This is a genomic window from Staphylococcus sp. HMSC077D08, assembly GCF_001837945.1.
Taxonomy (GTDB): Bacteria; Bacillota; Bacilli; order Staphylococcales; family Staphylococcaceae; genus Staphylococcus; species Staphylococcus epidermidis.
The window spans coordinates 1-18385 of the sequence record NZ_KV834827.1; the positions used below are offsets into that span (position 1 = coordinate 1).

The window sequence follows — 18385 nt, forward strand, 5'->3', positions numbered from 1 at the left end:
TAGCGATTTTTTTCATTGTTAAATATCCTCCTAAAAATTTAAATAATTAATTTCATATAATGAATAGTCATGTGACTAAAATATTAACTTTGTTATCCTTGGTTTCGTTCTTTTTAACGACAAGCATTACTTTATCAGAAAAATGTACGTTTGTGTGCGGTGTTATCATTTTGTAATGTTTATATAGAGTTGTTTTGTTAAATGGAGTCTGTAAAGAGCGTAACGAAAGCATGTAACTAACAATATTTCATGTAACGTTTTAGAATTGTTATATTCTTGTAATAATAAATTTTGCTCTTATTACAACTTTAGCTATGATGAGTTTAGTTTTTCTTTTAAATATTTAGTCAATAAAGAATATTTACTTGATGTAAATTTAATCTTAAATAACGCTAATATTATTCATAAAATTGATAAAAAATGAGGTGAGATAGAATTCGTATCGAATTCGTTATCTCACCCCATCACAATGGTGAACTATAATAATAAATACCATATACCCATTTTTGACTTAATTGTTATTGTCATCTTACTAAATCATGACTAAGCAAACACATTGAATCTCACTCTAATTTCTAGTGATATATAGCGCTCTTATTTTTATTTTTGAACATTATTTTTCATTAACTTCTTTCATTTTCTTAATGATCTCATTAGATAATGCCTTAACACCACTGTATTCCAAGTGTATACCATCATATGCAAAATACTCAGAATGACCCTCAGATGCTTTATACCAATCAACAATATGAACATTTTTATGCTTCTTGGCTACTTGTTCCATAATTTTATTATTAGTCGACTCATAGTCTCTCGGTACTCTTACCTTAATTAAGTAAATATCTGCTTCACCTAAAGAATCAATTAATTCATTCATTTGATCTTTCGTAAACTCACCGTTCGTACCAAGTTCTATCACAACACTCTGACCTTTTTTAGTATAATCTTGGTACTTCTGATTGATTAAATCTTTGCCCTCAATTAACTGTCGTCCAACTTTTCCATCAATATTAGCATGTGGCACTTTTTTACTAAAGACCTGACCGATATCTACCATTACTGAATCTCCCAGCAATAATGGAGACGCTTCTTTAGGATTAAAATGCTGTTGTGAAGACTTATCTTGATTATTTTCATCTGGCTTTTTAGGTTTTGCTTTCTGGTTCGTTTTAAAAGATTTTTGTTTCGCAGCTTGTTGTTTATCATGCTCTTTACCCAAACTATCATAGGCACCAAATACTATGAATGCAGAAGGAACAAGCAAAATTAATACAATGATCGTTCTTGAAAATCTTGTTAAATTTTTCGGCATCACTGTGAATGCTTTGAATCCATTTTTTCTAATAGGCGTTTCGATAAATTTATAAGATACTTCAGCCATGACAAACATAAGTATCACTTCACAAATATATACAAACCAAGGAATCTGACCTTGTACGAAATAACTATTCATAAAAATAATGATAGGATAGTGCCATAAATATAAACTATACGATCTCTTGCCTATATAAATAAATAACTTGAAACTTAGTAATTTCTTTAAGACACTTGATGGATGCACAACGCTTGCAATGACAAACAGTGTCAAGAACGAGATAGCATAAAATCCTCCACTATATATCCATTTATCTTGATCACTAACCACTACAAACAAATAAATGAGCACTGCCATTCCGACTAAGCCTATTGCACTTATACTTGCTTTAGCACCTTTAGATATATCCTTTCTGAAAGAAAACGGTGGCCAAATAAATGCTAGTAAGCATCCTAATAACAACGTTTGTAAACGTGTGTCAGTTCCGAAATAAACTCTAGAATTGTTACCTGTATACATATGTATCGTTATCATTGCAGTTAATGATAATAAAGAGATGATTAATAGAATAATCATTGTAGTTCTCTTTTTGAAAAACTTTAATAACCCTAAAAGTATAAATGGAAAGAATAGATAGAATTGTTCTTCAATAGCTAATGACCATAAATGCTTTAATGGCGCTACAGCAAATTGATTAAAATAGTCTACGTCTTGTATGATATACCACCAGTTCGAAACATAGAAAAGTGCTGCTATAGCATCATGTTTTATACTAATAATTAATTCAGGTTTAAATAGTAATGTATATATTAAAACAACCGTGACAACAAACATCATTGCTGGTATTAATCGTTTAAATCTTCTAAGCCAAAAATTAACTAAATTAATAGAATTATTTCTATAGTACTCACTTAATAATAAACTAGTTATGAGATAACCAGAAATGACAAAAAAAGTATCTACTCCAAGGAATCCACCAGATAACCATTTCGTGTTTAAATGATAAATGATTATCCCAATGACTGCTATAGCTCTCAAACCATCTAAACCAGGCAAATAGTGCGGTTTATAAGTTTTGTTGAGACGTCTATAATTGTTCTCATTCATTCAATTACACTCCGTTTAATTTTTAAAATACTTGCTCTTAATATTATCACAATTACATCCTCAATTGCATTGACATATCATCTTTTTACTTAAATATTATACTTTAACAAATTAAATAGGTATATATTTATTAAAACATCTTCATATAAGTTGTGTAGGTAAGCAATTTAAATGTATCTATATATGATATTAAACACACCATTTATATAACCATATCTTTTAAATAAATACAAACATAATATCATTTAACTTTATTATACTTTTCAGTCTAGATGTTATATTTTCACTTTGTTAACATCACTTTGCTATATGAATCATTTTAATTTGACTTTCAAATAAAAAAGAACCTAGAACACAAAGCGATGTGTCCTAGGCTTTTTAATATATTGCCTCGATAACTAAGATTAAAACTCCTTTATATATAAGGGAGTCAATTTTAGTCCTCGTTGCTGAGAGGACAACGAATGTTGCCCCACTCTTTCTAATTATATTATTAGATTTGGATTACATACCCCAAGCAGATAAACCTTGTGCTTTATATGCTTTATAAGCTGCATTGATTTGATCATTTACTGAACCAGTTGAACCCCAACCTGGCATAGTTTGGAATAATCCAGCTGCACCTGAAGCATTACGTGCATGTAATTGACCATTTGATTCTCTAGCAATAATGTGTTCCCATGTTGAAGCAGATACACCAGTACGTGCAGCCATTTGAGCAGCAGCATATGAACCTACTGAACCAGCAGTATTACCATTTGATAATCTTACTGAACTACTGTGAGAGCTGTAGTTATGGCTTGGTGCTGAGTATGAAGTAGTTGATGTGCTGTAGCTACGACTTTCTGAAGAAGTTGGAGCTGAAACAGCTTGTACATTTGTGTTACTAGATTGTGTATTTGCACTTACTTCTTGGTTAGATGATGATTCTGTGTAATCAGCATCTGAACCAGCTACAGTGTAGCTCCATGACCATTCTGAACCATTTGAAGTGAAGTTGTATTGGTATCCATTGTCTACGAAATGAATATCGTAAGCACCAGCTTGAACTGGTTTAGCATTTAATTCTTCAGGGTTATGTTGTGCTAAATCTACTAAGTGTGCTTTATCAACGTTTGTAGTTTCTGAAGCGTGTGCTTCATGTCCTGATAAACCATAACCTGCAATTCCTAAAGATACTGCTAATGTAGAAGCGATAACTGTTTTTTTCATGATATATAAATCCTCCAGATATAAATTTAAAATTTGTTTGTTTTGTTATTTAAATGTTTTAAATTCGTTGTGCTATATTGAAAATGTTTTTTGTTAACTTTTGACGCTACCCACTATATCATAAAAATCGCCTTTGTATATTACACGTTCCTTACAAAAGGTTACAATATCAACGCTCTTTTGTAATCTTAAAACAGATATATTTCAGTTTGTAACATATAATTTCTTAATATTAGTTTCATATTCCATCTTAATTTAAGTAATTACATCGTGTTTCAAGCTGAAATACCATTATATTAAGTTATCTGTAAAATTACAGATTGCAATGTTGTTACATAAATGAAATAATTCTAACTATTTGATTCTAAGTATTATCATTTTTTATGAAGATTTGTTTATTTTAATGAGGTTACTTTTTAACTCTTATTCTTTAATAAACAAAATATAACGCTATGTATCAATTTGGAACTCAAAATATCTTTTGTATTAAACGACGTTACCTTTTCTATATAGGTGAGTTATCCTTTTAGAATATATAATAGAAGAAACACAGTATTTTCATTCATAAACATTTCATTATATTAAAAAAGAGAGTGAGACCAATGAATAATGCTTCATCCACGGTCTCACTCTCGAGATTTTTATTTAAAATTAATACGTTTTAACTCCCCATAGTACTTCTTCACATTTCCTAATAATTGTTTTAAGTACTTCAATCCGACCCGTTTTTTTATGATCTGCCGGAACAATATACCAAGGGGCGTATGAAGTGTTTGTAGATTCAATCATATCATGACTTGCTTCTAAATATTCATCCCATTTTTCTCTATTACGCCAATCTTCTTCAGTAATCTTCCATTGTTTATCAGGATTATTTTCACGGTCTTTAAAACGTTTTAGCTGCTCATCCTTATCTAAGCTCAAGAAGAATTTTAAAATGATTGTACCTTCATCTGTCCACATCTTTTCAAATTGATTAATTTCATCAGATGCACGTTGCCATTCATTCTGGCTCGCAAAACCTTCTACACGTTCAACTAGTACACGACCATACCAACTACGATCAAATATTTCAATATGACCTGATTTTGGCATCTTTTTAGCAAATCTCCACAAATAATGATGATTAAGTTCGACATCCGTAGGTGCACTAATACCATTCACTTCATATCCTGTTGGATCTAATTTTTCTCTAATACGTTTAATATTGCCACCTTTACCGGCAGCATCCATACCTTCGAAAACCAAAACAAGAGGAATCTTTCTTTCATATAAAGCAAATTGGATTTCTCTCATTCTCTGTTGCAATTCAACAATGAGATTTTTATACGTTTTTTTGTCTACTTTCTCTAGATTATTATCAAATAAAGAAGTCGTGAAGCCTGATGTGAACTTACTGTTGACTTTAGTTGTTTGTTGTTCAACTTTTTTTATAGCTTGCTCAAGTCTATCTATTAAATGTAAGTACATTTTTTCAAAAGCATGCTCGCGCTCTGTGTAATCGATGACTTTCCAATCTTTATCCTTCTTGATGAATTGATGCATTTGATTTAGATAACTTTCTTGAGGTATAACATTTTCATATTCTTGAACTTTCCATCTAGTTAAGGGATTATCTTTTGTCTGTTGAATATGTTCATTGCGTTTTTCTTCATTTATTTCTATGAAAAACTTTATAATTTCATAGTTATCATTCTTTAACATCGATTCAAAATGATAAATTTGATTGACTAAAACATCATAATTTTTATATTGATCATGCTTAATTTTGTTTTCTTTATAATCTAAAAAGTGTGAATACCAACTTCTAAAATAAATATTTATATTACCCTTTTGTGGTAACGTATTCCAATATTTTTGTAAAAATTGATAACGTAAATCGTTTGATTCTGGCGATTTAGTAGCTATAAATTGCGAATATTTGGCATCTAGGTGCAATAGTAATTCATTTGATAAACGTGTCTTCCCTGAAGCAGGAATCCCCTCAAATAATACCATAATTGGAATACCTAATTCATGAGTACGTCGACTTAATCGAGCTACTTTCAATTGTAATTCTTCTAGTTTCCCTGACATCGTTTCACCCTCTATATATGTTAAAGTTAGATGCTATATTATTATATTTTAACATAGAAAAATCTCTTCAACGTTCTAAACGTTGAAGAGAGATGACGGTTTATCCCATAAATTTAAAAATATCATTCTCATACAAATGAATAAATCTTCTAAGTATTAAATCTAAAATCCATGCAACTAGAAACGGCACAACAAAAAAGGCGATGACAATAAGTAATAAACTTAACCATGCAGAATCAACATGCATAAATTTGAAGGCATTAATAGGTCCAACCATTCCGATAAAACCAAATCCGGCTGATTCTTTTGTTCCTGAAATACCAATAATTCCAGAAGCAATACCAGATATTGCCGCTGTCAAGAAAATCGGAATCATAATGACAGGGTATTTAACCATATTTGGCATCATCATTTTCACCCCACCGAAAAATATTGATAAAGGAATACCTACATGATTAACTTTGCTGGTACCAATCAATAATACAGCTTCTGTTGCTGCTATACCTATTGAAGCAGATCCTGCAGCAATACCTGATAATCCAATAGCAATAGCTATGGCAACAGTTGACAATGGCGATATGATTATAAAACTAAACACCATAGAGATTAACATACTCATAAACACTGGTTGTAATTCAGTAAAGCTATTAACCATGTTACCAATTCCCGTAGTAATTAACCTTACATATGGTAAAGTAAATACGCCGATTGTAGCTGCTAAACCACCAACAACTGTCGGAAAAACAATTAAAGCCATACTACCAACACGTTCTTCTATTAATAAAATAAGTAACACGGCGATGGACGCAGTTAACATCGTATTAATTAAATCACCAATTCCCGTAATTACCCATGTACCTTGTTTAAATTGAGCTGCACCACTCCCAACATATGAAGCACTTGCTACTACAGCTATTGCTAATGGTGTCATATTGAACTTCATAGCTATCAATGCTCCAATAAGCGCTGGCACTGTAAATTGGATGGCTTGAACGACCCCTAATAAAGTTTTGAAAATAGGATGATATTGCATAAAGTATTTAAAAATTTCTCCCAAAATCGCATTTGGAACGAGTCCGGCTACTATTCCAATTGCTACCCCTGATAACACTCTAAAAATAAAATCCTTTGGTCCATCGATATTTTTTATCGTCGACATAAGTTAAACCTCCCAATGTGCTAAGTAAAATTATGTATAAAAAGAGTCTCGAAGCCTATATATGATTCAATTAAATCTTTCATAGATGCTGTAACTTAGAGGGATAATTAGTGAAATGCATATATGACATTCAAGACTATGCTCAATAGTATACCATATTTTTCTGAAAATTAAGATAACTTATTTGCCATTTAATTCAAAACATTAATTTTTTAATTAAAATACACTTCATAACCTTTAGTTTAAATACTAACGTTATGAAGTGTTACCTAACTCACCCTATTTGAAATAATAAGTGCTTTACTCTTCCTCAGTTTCAATTTTAGCTTTGCGAGATTCTTTTTTATATTTTTGATACATCAATAGCATGATAACAAACCATACGGGTGCAGAAAGTACGGCATAACGCGTTGCACTATTAATCAATAATATAATAAAAATAAATGCAAAGAACCCTAAAATACTGTAAGCCATGTATTTTCCGCCCCACATTTTATAGTTACTCTCTTTATGCTGTTTCGGATCATGTCTTAAATAACCTAGATACGCAATCATAATAATTGTCCAAATCATAATATTTAAAACAGTTGAAAATGTTGTAATTTGTACAAACACTTTAGTCGCATCTTTAAAAATTGCATTTAACACGACTGAAATACTTAATAAGCCACATGTCACTAAAATAGCATAATGTGGTACACCGTGCTTATTGGTTCTATGTAAGAATGCTGGACCCTGCTTTCTTCCAGCTAATCCAAACATCGTACGGCTATTAGCGAATATACCACTATTACAAGAAGACGCTGCGGCTGTGAGCACAACAAAGTTAATAATACCTGCTGCAAAAGGGATTCCAACTAATCCAAACATTTTAACGTATGGACTGTCAGCAGGATTTAATTGTTGCCATGGTACAACAGACATGATAACTGCTAACGATCCTACATAAAATAATAATATTCTAAACGGTACATTATTAATTGCTTGAGGAATTGTTTTGTGAGGGTTTTTAGTCTCTCCTGCAGTTATTCCAATCAACTCAATACCAATAAATGAGAAAATTGCCATTTGGAATGACATGAAGAAACCTTGTGTACCATTAGGGAAAATGCCTCCGTCTTTCCATATATTCGTCACCGTTGCAGGGCCATAGCTTGTCTTCATTCCAAATACAATCATAACAACACCAACAGCTATCAAAGCTAAAATAGTCAAAACTTTAATAATAGAAAGCCAAAATTCTAATTCTCCAAATAATTTAGCACTAAATAGATTTAAAGCAACTAAAACTAAAATCGTCGCTGCAGCTGTTAACCAGTTTGGAATTGTTGGATACCAGAAGGAAACATACTTGGCAACAGCAGTCACTTCTGCCATTCCTGAAATAATCCATGTTAGCCAATATGTCCAGCCCACCATAAAACCTGCCATAGAACCAATATGATGATGGGCAATATCACCAAACGATTTAAATCCTAAATTGGATAACAGTAATTCTCCCATAGCTCTCATGAACATAAAGAGAACAAAACCTACTATTATATATGTTAATAAGATAGATGGTCCTGCTAAATGAATAGATTGGCCAGCACCAAGAAATAAACCTGTTCCAATAGCCCCGCCAATCGCAATTAATTGTATATGTCTATTGCTTAATTCTCTTTGCAGTTTATCTGCCATAATCTTTTCTTCTCCATTTCATAGAGTAAATCACTGACTGAAAATGATGTCGTACGTCATACCCCTTGTTTTATAATAAATTTCTTTTAATTATAGAAAAATAGTATTACAAATTTAAATATACCCTATTTTTAAAATTTTCAATCAATCTTATTTTTTAAAACCTCACTAAAGCCCGTTGATATCTTTAGTGAGGTCGATGTTCTTTATTCTAAAATGATTTTCATAGAGCGTTGTACACTATCGGCATACATACCTCCAAATTTAAGTAAATGTATCATAAGTAAATATAATCTATAAAATTCTATACGCTTTTGTGATCCCTTGGCTAATGGTAGCTGTTGATTATATTCGTCATAGAACTCTTGTGTAAATCCACCAAACACTGTAGTGATTCCTATATCAAACTCTCTATCGCCGTAAAGTGGTGCAGGATCAAACAAAGCAGGTTGGCCATTTGTTAAGAACATATAGTTACCTCCCCATAAATCACCATGTAACAGAGAAGGTTTACTAGTATGATTTGATAGCTCGTCAACAATAACTTTTCTTACACGTTCATACATCTTTTTATCTTCTTGTTTCCACATTCCTACACGTAATAACTCATCTTGTATGTGATCCATTCTACGATTTATAAAAATCTCTTTCCATGTCTCAGTCCATGAATTATCAAATGAAATATCTGCACCTTCATGCGGTAAACGGAATCCAAATTTATTATCTTGTTGGTATTGGCTATGCATTCTAGCAACTAATCGAGCAAGTTCTCTTTGACTCCCTTGACTACCTTCTTCAAGAAAACTTAATAATAAATATGCATCTCCATTTATCTCTCCACTTGCAATTACTCTTGGAGCTGTTATACCTGCATTTTCAAATTCATTTAGTCCTGCAATTTCTGCGGCATAAAAGGCTTCTGATCGTTGACGTTGAACGAGTAGAAAAAAAGTATCTTCTTCAACTGTAGTGACTTTAAATGCTTCATTTACATCGCCTCCACTTACTGGAGAAATGTCTTTCACATTGTCAAGCGGCAATGCGCTCATCCATTGTTCATTCATTTTCTCACCCTCTTAACTTTATATTATATCTACATTATTATATTACCTATAATGAAAACATTAATCTTAACTTCTTTATATTATTAAATTAAGTCAATTTTTTAACTTTCTAATATTTAACTATGAAATTTTACATGAAAATGCTAGTCTATTAAAAGAATGAATTTCAAACATATTAACTGGGGATAGTAAGCCTCAAATATAATGAAATAGGAGCATTTATATGTACAAATTAGTTAAACCTTTATTATTCAAATTAGATCCTGAACGAGCACATGGTTTGACCATCAATGCGTTGAAGTGTGTTCAAAAATGTTCACCCATTTTACCTATCGTTAATAAGTTATTTACTTATAACAATCCAATATTAACGCAACATATTCACGGTATTTCTTTTGATAATCCTATCGGGTTAGCTGCAGGTTTTGATAAATCTTGTGAAGTTCCAAAAGCACTTGAAAACATTGGCTTCGGTGCAATTGAACTCGGCGGTATAACACCTAAGCCTCAACCAGGTAATCCAAAACCACGCATGTATCGTTTACTAGAAGATGATGCACTCATCAATCGTATGGGATTCAATAATAAGGGTATGGATAAAGCATTAAGTAATTTACGTAATCATTCATGCTCAATACCAGTAGGATTAAATGTTGGTGTGAATAAAACAACTTCTTATGAAAATCGCTATCAAGATTACATTAAAGTGATCGATACATTTAAAAATGATGTCTCATTCTTTACAGTGAATATTAGCTCCCCAAATACAGAAAATCTCCAAAACTTTCACGACGAAGATGAATTTTCGATGCTATGTGATGCTTTAAAAACATTTAAAGCTAAGAACAATATTAATGTACCTATCTTTTTAAAGTTAACATCTGATATGGAATTAGATGGTTTTAAAAAAATCTTGCCTTCAATTACAGATACATTCGATGGGGTTATGTTGGCAAATACCACACGACAACGCGATGGATTAAATTCAAAAAATAAAATTCAAGAAGGTGGTTTGAGTGGCAGACCATTATTCGAAAGAAACTTACAGCTGGTTAAATATGCCTATCAACAAACACGAGGTAACTTCTTAATTATTGGAACTGGTGGTATATTCAGTTCTGAAGATGCTATCAAAATGTTAAGAAACGGTGCGTCATTACTACAAATATACTCTTCATTAGTCATTGAAGGACCAGGTTTGACTAAGAAAATGAATAAAGAAATCGCGCATTATTTAACTCGACATGGTTATGCTAATGTAAGTGATATTATTGGTTTAGATGCATAAATTACAATTATGAAACTGCCTTTTAAATAATGAATAATTTAATAAATAATGTATAAAAGTTTAAGAACGCTATTATTCATTGGAGGTCCTATCATGGGTAAAAATAACAAAGCAGATACCGATACTAAAAAAGATAGTAATAACAACCATAAACATCAAAATGACCATATAGATAGACAAGGTTTAAATGGTTATCAAAAAACTGATTTGGATCTTGAGATAGAACGAGAACTACAGGAAATGATGGAAAATGGAGAATCTGATAAAGAAACAAAAAGTAAGCATTTCAAAATCTTATCTTTCGTTTCAATGATTGTCATTGCAGTGATAGCCATCATACGATTCATACAAAAAACGATATAAATATACAAATGCCTACTCATATGAGTAGGCACATTTTATATTTTAAAATTGTTGTAAAAATGCTTGAGCATCTTTATTTATTTGTTTAAAATCTATACCTTGCTTCATCGCTGCAAATACACAGCCACAATAACATTGTCTAAAAATATTATAATCATTACACATTTCGATAGAACGTTCATACCCTTTATTCTTTTTAAAATCACTTGGTAAATATTTTACATTATATATATTTTGTACATCCATACCTAGTTCATTGATTAATTGGGCATTTTTCTTTGGAGAGAGTGTGATTGCACTACCAAAATAATCGTAACCATGTTCTAAAGCAGCTTTTGCAACAATTTCTAATCGCATCTCGAAACAAGCCGTACACCTTAGTCCACCTTCCGGCTCTTCAGTTAGACCTTTATCTTTTGCCATTTTCATAAATTTATGCGGTTCATATTCGGCTTCAATATACTTTACATTTGCACCTGTTTTATTATTAAAATCATTTACAAATTGTTCTTGAACTTTAGCACGTCTTAAATATTCACTTTTGGGATGTATATTAGGATTCGCAAAATAAATCGCTATATCCGCATATTGTGTTAAAAATTCTAACGTATATGTACTACAAGGTGCACAACAACTATGAAGTAAGATTTTTGGACGTTCTCCATCACGTTCCCATTGAGAAATTATCTTTCTTAATACTTTATCATAGTTGATTTTTTGATTTTTCATTTTAGCTAAAATTTGATTCGCTTCAATCACAATATGACCTCTCTTTCATCTACATAACACATTATTTAATAATATTATATATTACCGAATATATAAAGGAAATATTGAACGTACAAGACAATTCGACTTTAACTCTTAAAAAATTTAAAAAAGTGACCGAATTCGAATTGCGTGTATTGCCACATTTTAACAACAAGTCCTAAAAATAAAAATTTGTAACATAGCTACTTTAAAATTAGTCATCAATTCCCACTATAATAAAACACCTGAGACAATTATTTTTGCCTCAGGTTCTTGCATTAAATATTAATAACCAGATCCAACTTCTTCACCATCTTCGTCATATTCTGTAACATAACCGTCGTCAATGTCTACCGTGTACGATCCAGCTAAATCTCCATCTTTATCTAAGAATGAAAAGCCCCATTTACCATCACCGGTTTTTTCAGGTTCTTTATACGTATACGTATCAGTATCTAGTGTATGTCCTTCATATGACTCTACTTTATCAATTACATTTTCACGCGTTACTTCACCACTACTTGAATCGTTATCTGACTCGTCATCTGAATCATCATCGTATTTTTCATCTGATTTTTTATCGACATACTGATCAATAGCTTCTTCATCGAATTTGACTGTGACATCTGTCACACCACCATCTTTTTCGCTTGCACTTGCTACATTAACCGAATTCGATTTAAAAGTTTTTCCTTCGTATGAACCTTCAGCGTGAACGATAACTTCTTCATCTGGATCATAAGGACCATATGTTTCTGATGAAAAACCATCTCCTATTTCTTTACCATTAGCATATATTTTTACATTATCTAATATATATCCGCCTTCAGTATCAACATTAAAACGTTTTTGTTTAAACGATTCATATGCAATACTATCACTTTCACTCATATCAATTGTAATAGCGCCTTTAAAATTTTTACCTTCCATGTCTTTTGATGCTTTTAAATTATAATCACCGATAGGAAATGTTCCTAATTCTTTATCGTCATCTTCTTCTACAGAAATATGATGTTTATCCCCGTTAAATTCATAAGTAATTTCACCACTATCACTTGAAACGAGCGTAATTGTTTTTTGAGGAACATTAAATTGATAGTTATCAAAAAAAACATATTTTTTTCCGTCTTTAGATATATTTAAAATATTATTACCATTTGCATCTACAGATAAATTGTTATAGTGATTATTTTTAATATCTTTGGTGTTTTCTTCAACTTTGTCAGCAACATGCTTTAAATCATTTTCTGCTTTAATATACTTTAAGTACGCACGTGCTTCTTCTTCACTTAAACGATGATTGTTTGATGTTAATTGCTTAGATAACGATTTAGCATCGTCTTTTTTGATAGCATGTGCAATGTGAGTCGCTTGTTTTTCTGGTGACATTTGATTTTTAGCTATAGTAAAGATTACTACCAAAGCAATGATAATAGCTAACACTATAATAATAATCAACCAAGTTTTTTTATTACTCTTATTGGAACGTGGTTGATGATGAGAATAGCGTTGTTCTGAATATTTATAATTAGTTCCATCATTTCTCACAGATGTACCACAATTTGTACATACCTTTACACCTTCTCGAAGAGGTTGACCACAATGACTGCAATATTTCATATTTTAATAAGTTCCTCCTTCAAATAAATCTCCTAGTTCTTCTATAAAATCACCAAATATTTGATGGAAAAATGCCTCACCAAAAATACGAATAAATAAGAACAAAATAATGATATAAATAATCACACCATAAAAGCTGGATATTCTTGTTTGATTACCTGTGCTATACTTCGCAATTAGATAAATACCAGAAGCAATAAATAATAATAATGACAATAATGCTATACTTCCGCCAAAGCTGTATGATTCTGCTAATGTTAAAATTACAGAAATAATTAAAATTGCTAACGAAACACTATTAATTAACACATAGTCTGATAATACTTTTTTAAAGGTAATAGGTTGTCTAACTACTAAACGTGTAAGTCCAAATATTGCACCTACTATGACAACCAAAAATAGAATAATACCGAAAATGATACTCGTTACCAAACTACCTCTTGTAGTACCGAAAATACCAATCTCAACTGGTATTACGGAAGCGAGTAAAATTGCTAATACAATAAAACCGATTATTAATAATGATAATAATAATTTAAAACTGAAAACATGATTAGTTTGAATGATTTTATCAGGTGCAGTAAATGCACTTTTAAAGAACCCTTTACTTTCATTTGTTACTTGTTTAGCTTGTTGACCTATTTGACTTTGTTGTTGATTGTGATTGTGTTGATTTTGAGGAATTTCTCGATGTTGAGGTCTTTGGTGGTATGTAGAGAGATTTGATTGTTGGATATCATTATGTGACTGCTTAGATTGTAATGTTGAATCTGCTACGTCATTTTCATTTGATCTAGTCTCATCATGAGATGTTGAATCAACATTTTGATGAGTCGCTACGTTGTTTTCTTTATTATTTGATGTTATGTTTTGTTCTTCATCATTCTTTTCAGCTTTTGTTATTTCACTTTCTGCATTTCTGACTGACTGTGGATGTCGACTTATTTTATGCCCACATTCACCACAGAATAAATCATCATCTTCTATTGGATTACCGCAATTCGGACAATGCATATAAAACCCTCCTACAATAAATATTTTGTAATCTTTTAAATTATATCATTTTATTTATATTGTTTTCTATAAAAATCCTAAAAATCTTATTTATTTAATCGGGTATAGTGAATTGTGGTACATAGATTTCATATAAAGGAGTATATATTTTCCGCCACTTTTTCAACTCATATATTCTCAAATTGACTTATAGTAATAGCATGACATTTTACTTCATTATTACTATTTAGACATTTATTTCAAAACAATATCATTGAAATATAAAAAAGAGTCTGGACATCCATATACCTTGTGTCCAGACTCTTAATCATCCTCTTAGTAATTTATTGGTTCAATCATCATCTTATTTATAACTTTTCAGTTTTTTGATTTTAAAATCGATAATGAACCTATCAATTGAGAATGAATTCCATCTCATCTCTTATACATTTGATATCGTATTTTCTTTCTCATTTATCATTTCTATAATTTCATTATTTTCATTTAACACAGCTACTTTTGGTGAGTGATTTACCATTTCATCTTCATTTAATTGTGCATATGTCATAATAATAATGACGTCTCCAACTTCAACTAGCCTTGAAGCCGCGCCATTTAAACACATCTTTCCACTACCACGTTCTCCAGCAATGACATATGTTTCAAATCGAGCACCGTTATTATTATTAACAATAGCAACCTTTTCATTGGGTAAAATATCAACCGCATCTAATATATTGGCATCTATTGTTATACTTCCAACGTAATTTAAATTAGATTCTGTAACTCTAGCCCTATGGATTTTTGAGTTCATAAATGTTCTAATCAATATAGTCATCTCCAATAATTATATTATCTATCAATCTTGCTTTAGAAAATTTAACTGCCAATGATATGAATATTCGTCCATGAATCTCTGATTGTTGTATAAGATTTGGATAACTATAAATACCCAAATCATCAATATGTCCACTAATATTTTTGTTTAAATACGCAGCGATTTGACTTATAATCTCATTGCTATCTCGTTCACCCGCTTCATACAAATTCTTTGCTAAGCGTAGACTTTGATATAAATGTTTTGCCTCTCTTCGTTCTTCAGAGGTCAAGTAAATATTTCTAGAGCTTTTGGCTAAACCATCTTTTTCTCTTACGATATCAATGCCAATAACGTGTACAGGAAGATTAAAGTCTTTAACCATCTTTTCAACAATAGCTAATTGTTGCGCATCCTTTTTCCCGAAATAGGCATAATCTGGTTGCACAATATTAAATAATTTGTTGACCACGGTCACAACACCTTCGAAGTGTCCAGGTCTTTGTGCTCCCTCTAATACTTGTGCTAAATGTCCAACTTTGAGATGAACACCTAATTCTTCTGGATACATTTCATCTACACTTGGATGGAAAACATAGTCCACTTTTAACTTTTTTACTGCATCCACATCATCATCGAGTTGACGTGGATAAGCGTCAAAATCCTCATTTGGACCAAACTGTAAGGGATTCACAAATATACTAATAACCGTGAGATCATTTTCGTTTACAGATTGCTTCATCATGGTTAAATGACCATCATGTAAAGCTCCCATAGTCGGAACGAATCCTATTGTTTTACCTTCACGTTGATATTGTTTAACAATAGATTGCATTTCATTAATTTTTGTAATAACTTTAGTCATGTTGCTCTACCTCATCCATAATACGTTTTTTATAAGTATGCTTTTCAGAAGGAAACGCCCCGTCTTTAACCTCTTCATTATATTGCCTTAATCCATCAATACCGGTTGAAAAGTCTGCAAATTGTTTAACAAACTTAGCGTGTCGATCAACACCGTAATTTAACATATCATGATAAACTAATACTTGCCCGTCAGTATCTTTACCTGCCCCTATACCTATAACTGGAATAGTGATTTGCTGACTAATTTCTCGAGCTAAATCACTAGGTATGGCTTCTAAAACCAGTACTACTGCACCAGCAGTTTCCATTGCTTTAGCATCTTTGATAAGTTGCATAGCGGCTGCCTTTGTATCCCCTTGAAGTTTATACCCCATTACACCTACACTTTGAGGTGTAAGACCTAAGTGAGAAACAACAGGTATACCCATTTTAGTTGCTTTTTGAATAAATGATGTAAGATGAGCCCCTTCTACTTTGACAGCGTTAGCATTCGTGTTTTGATAAAGCTTAAGTGCATTTTTTAAATCTTCTTCATCACTTAAACCAACAGTCCCTATAGGCATATCAACAACTATAAATGTATCCGGAGCACCTCTTTTAACAGCCTTACCATGATGAATCATATCGTTCAATGTTACTTGAACAGTACTATCATATCCTAACACTGTCATTCCTAAAGAATCTCCTACTAAAATCATGTCAATTTCAGCTTGTTGTGCTTGCTTAGCACTAGGATAATCATAAGCTGTAACCATAGAAATCTTTTGCTGTGATGCCTTCATTTTGTTTAAATGATTTAAAGTTTTCAATTCATTTCACCCTCAATTTCCTTTATTATTAGCAATAGTATAATGAATCGTAAAAAGAAAGGAAAGAATAAAGTTATGACAATTGCCATTATAGGTTCAGGTGCAGTGGGTACAACATTAGCTGTTGAATTAAAAAAAGTTCTACCAGATACGGAACTCATCGGCCGGCAAGATAAATTAATGACCTATTTCCCAGAAAATACTACAAATGGATGTCATATTAAAGTGACTTCATTTAATCATATTAATCATACTTTTGATGTCATTATCATAGCTGTTAAAACACATCAATTGGATGACGTCATTAAACAATTACCTAAAATCACTCATGATAATTCGCTCATTATCTTAGCACAAAATGGCTATGGACAGCTTAATAAACTTCCATATCAACATGTCTTTCAAGCAGTCGTCTATATTAGCGGACAAAAAGTCAACAACAAGGTTCAACATTTCAGAGATTACCAACTATGTATTCAAGATAGCACACTAACTCGTCAATTCAAGCAAATGGTTCGTCCTTCCAAAATAGAGGTGGTTTTAGAAGAAAATATTGAAAAAAGCATTTGGTATAAATTATTAGTGAATTTAGGTATAAATACCATCACTGCTATTGGACGTCAACCAGCTAAAATTTTAAAATCTCCTCATATTGAGTCGATATGTCGTCGTATATTAGTTGATGGTCTTAAAGTTGCTAGAGCTGAACAAATTGACTTTGAAGATCATATCGTTGATGATATTTTAAATATTTATAAAGGTTATCCAGACGAAATGGGAACAAGTATGTATTACGATGTCATTAACAAGCACCCTCTTGAAGTCGAGGCCATACAGGGTTATATATATAAATGTGCAAAAAAACATCATTTAGAAACACCCTATCTAGATATGGCTTATACATTTTTATACGCTTATCACCTCGAATACACCCAACCAGATTGATATCTTAGGTGAATCATTCATTAAAAAATATGACTTTTTCTCAAATAAATGTCTTTATTCTACAAATAAACAACCTCATATTTGAAATGCGTTTACTTTATAAATTCTAACCATCATAAACATACAACAAAGCCTAGAACACAAATTCATGTCCTAGGCTTTGTTAACGTACAGACAATCTATACTTGAATTGAAGAAGTTATTTATATCAAACTTTTTCAATAGTAGTACAAGAAATCCCAACATTGTGAGTTTCATTCAGAAATTTTCTATGTTGGGATTCGTTACCAGGATAAGACAATATATTCAATACATATTTT

At 31.5% G+C, this 18385-nt stretch carries 15 protein-coding genes; 3 read left to right on the plus strand and 12 right to left on the minus strand.

Features of this window, described 5'->3' with window-relative positions:
* Window positions 1-613 precede the first annotated feature (613 nt).
* The 6 genes from HMPREF2663_RS10765 to HMPREF2663_RS10790 form a co-directional block, all read right to left on the minus strand.
* Window positions 614-2422, minus strand: a complete 1809-nt coding sequence (locus tag HMPREF2663_RS10765) for an acyltransferase family protein (RefSeq protein WP_070846400.1) — start codon at window positions 2420-2422, stop codon at window positions 614-616.
* Window positions 2423-2926: 504 nt separating this feature from the next.
* Window positions 2927-3634 carry a lysozyme family protein gene (locus HMPREF2663_RS10770; RefSeq protein WP_002486899.1) on the minus strand — a complete coding sequence of 236 codons (708 nt, stop codon included), beginning with the start codon at window positions 3632-3634 and terminating at the stop codon, window positions 2927-2929.
* A 651-nt stretch (window positions 3635-4285) separates the two neighbouring features.
* Window positions 4286-5710, minus strand: coding sequence for a phosphate--AMP phosphotransferase (locus HMPREF2663_RS10775; RefSeq protein WP_070846403.1), 1425 nt, complete (start codon window positions 5708-5710; stop codon window positions 4286-4288).
* 100 nt (window positions 5711-5810) lie between these two features.
* Window positions 5811-6869: a PTS sugar transporter subunit IIC gene (locus tag HMPREF2663_RS10780; protein ID WP_002447066.1), complete on the minus strand. Its 1059-nt coding sequence runs from the start codon at window positions 6867-6869 to the stop codon at window positions 5811-5813.
* A gap of 300 nt (window positions 6870-7169) precedes the next feature.
* Window positions 7170-8549 carry an amino acid permease gene (locus HMPREF2663_RS10785; protein ID WP_070846405.1) on the minus strand — a complete coding sequence of 460 codons (1380 nt, stop codon included), beginning with the start codon at window positions 8547-8549 and terminating at the stop codon, window positions 7170-7172.
* Between the two features lie 206 nt (window positions 8550-8755).
* Window positions 8756-9613: a fructosamine kinase family protein gene (locus HMPREF2663_RS10790; protein ID WP_070592512.1), complete on the minus strand. Its 858-nt coding sequence runs from the start codon at window positions 9611-9613 to the stop codon at window positions 8756-8758.
* A gap of 223 nt (window positions 9614-9836) precedes the next feature.
* Here HMPREF2663_RS10790 and HMPREF2663_RS10795 point away from each other — a divergent pair, with 223 nt between their 5' ends.
* Both HMPREF2663_RS10795 and HMPREF2663_RS10800 read left to right on the plus strand, forming a co-directional pair.
* On the plus strand, window positions 9837-10901 hold the full coding sequence (locus tag HMPREF2663_RS10795) for a quinone-dependent dihydroorotate dehydrogenase (RefSeq protein WP_070592513.1): 1065 nt from the start codon (window positions 9837-9839) through the stop codon (window positions 10899-10901).
* A gap of 93 nt (window positions 10902-10994) precedes the next feature.
* Window positions 10995-11264: a hypothetical protein gene (locus tag HMPREF2663_RS10800; RefSeq protein ID WP_002496714.1), complete on the plus strand. Its 270-nt coding sequence runs from the start codon at window positions 10995-10997 to the stop codon at window positions 11262-11264.
* Between the two features lie 42 nt (window positions 11265-11306).
* On the opposite strand, the gene HMPREF2663_RS10805 is transcribed toward HMPREF2663_RS10800, so the two are convergent.
* The 6 genes from HMPREF2663_RS10805 to panB form a co-directional block, all read right to left on the minus strand.
* The gene (locus HMPREF2663_RS10805) at window positions 11307-11993 is read right to left on the minus strand and encodes an epoxyqueuosine reductase QueH (RefSeq protein ID WP_153647446.1); all 687 of its coding nucleotides are present in this window, start codon (window positions 11991-11993) and stop codon (window positions 11307-11309) included.
* A gap of 306 nt (window positions 11994-12299) precedes the next feature.
* A complete protein-coding gene (locus HMPREF2663_RS10810; RefSeq protein WP_070592515.1) occupies window positions 12300-13634 on the minus strand; it encodes a zinc ribbon domain-containing protein in 1335 nt (444 codons plus the stop codon).
* A gap of 3 nt (window positions 13635-13637) precedes the next feature.
* On the minus strand, window positions 13638-14648 hold the full coding sequence (locus HMPREF2663_RS10815; protein WP_070592516.1) for a zinc-ribbon domain-containing protein: 1011 nt from the start codon (window positions 14646-14648) through the stop codon (window positions 13638-13640).
* Window positions 14649-15069: 421 nt separating this feature from the next.
* Entirely contained in the window at window positions 15070-15456 is a 387-nt protein-coding gene (gene panD, locus HMPREF2663_RS10820; protein ID WP_002475660.1) for an aspartate 1-decarboxylase, read from the minus strand.
* Window positions 15449-16309: a pantoate--beta-alanine ligase gene (panC, locus tag HMPREF2663_RS10825; protein WP_002486870.1), complete on the minus strand. Its 861-nt coding sequence runs from the start codon at window positions 16307-16309 to the stop codon at window positions 15449-15451. The genes panD and panC overlap by 8 nt, the downstream gene beginning before the upstream one ends.
* The gene (panB, locus tag HMPREF2663_RS10830; RefSeq protein ID WP_070846406.1) at window positions 16302-17120 is read right to left on the minus strand and encodes a 3-methyl-2-oxobutanoate hydroxymethyltransferase; all 819 of its coding nucleotides are present in this window, start codon (window positions 17118-17120) and stop codon (window positions 16302-16304) included. Before panB ends, panC begins: the two co-directional genes overlap by 8 nt.
* A 75-nt stretch (window positions 17121-17195) precedes the next feature.
* On the opposite strand from panB, the gene HMPREF2663_RS10835 reads away from it, so the two are divergent.
* Window positions 17196-18065: an oxidoreductase gene (locus HMPREF2663_RS10835; RefSeq protein WP_070592519.1), complete on the plus strand. Its 870-nt coding sequence runs from the start codon at window positions 17196-17198 to the stop codon at window positions 18063-18065.
* Window positions 18066-18385: the final 320 nt, after the last annotated feature.

Coding starts and splice junctions, on each gene's coding strand:
- HMPREF2663_RS10765 (WP_070846400.1), bottom strand. CDS start 2,422: ATGAATGAGAACAATTATAGACGTCTCAACAAAACTTATAAACCGCAC.
- HMPREF2663_RS10770 (WP_002486899.1), bottom strand. CDS start 3,634: ATGAAAAAAACAGTTATCGCTTCTACATTAGCAGTATCTTTAGGAATT.
- HMPREF2663_RS10775 (WP_070846403.1), bottom strand. CDS start 5,710: ATGTCAGGGAAACTAGAAGAATTACAATTGAAAGTAGCTCGATTAAGT.
- HMPREF2663_RS10780 (WP_002447066.1), bottom strand. CDS start 6,869: ATGTCGACGATAAAAAATATCGATGGACCAAAGGATTTTATTTTTAGA.
- HMPREF2663_RS10785 (WP_070846405.1), bottom strand. CDS start 8,549: ATGGCAGATAAACTGCAAAGAGAATTAAGCAATAGACATATACAATTA.
- HMPREF2663_RS10790 (WP_070592512.1), bottom strand. CDS start 9,613: ATGAATGAACAATGGATGAGCGCATTGCCGCTTGACAATGTGAAAGAC.
- HMPREF2663_RS10795 (WP_070592513.1), top strand. CDS start 9,837: ATGTACAAATTAGTTAAACCTTTATTATTCAAATTAGATCCTGAACGA.
- HMPREF2663_RS10800 (WP_002496714.1), top strand. CDS start 10,995: ATGGGTAAAAATAACAAAGCAGATACCGATACTAAAAAAGATAGTAAT.
- HMPREF2663_RS10805 (WP_153647446.1), bottom strand. CDS start 11,993: ATGAAAAATCAAAAAATCAACTATGATAAAGTATTAAGAAAGATAATT.
- HMPREF2663_RS10810 (WP_070592515.1), bottom strand. CDS start 13,634: ATGAAATATTGCAGTCATTGTGGTCAACCTCTTCGAGAAGGTGTAAAG.
- HMPREF2663_RS10815 (WP_070592516.1), bottom strand. CDS start 14,648: ATGCATTGTCCGAATTGCGGTAATCCAATAGAAGATGATGATTTATTC.
- panC (WP_002486870.1), bottom strand. CDS start 16,309: ATGACTAAAGTTATTACAAAAATTAATGAAATGCAATCTATTGTTAAA.
- HMPREF2663_RS10835 (WP_070592519.1), top strand. CDS start 17,196: ATGACAATTGCCATTATAGGTTCAGGTGCAGTGGGTACAACATTAGCT.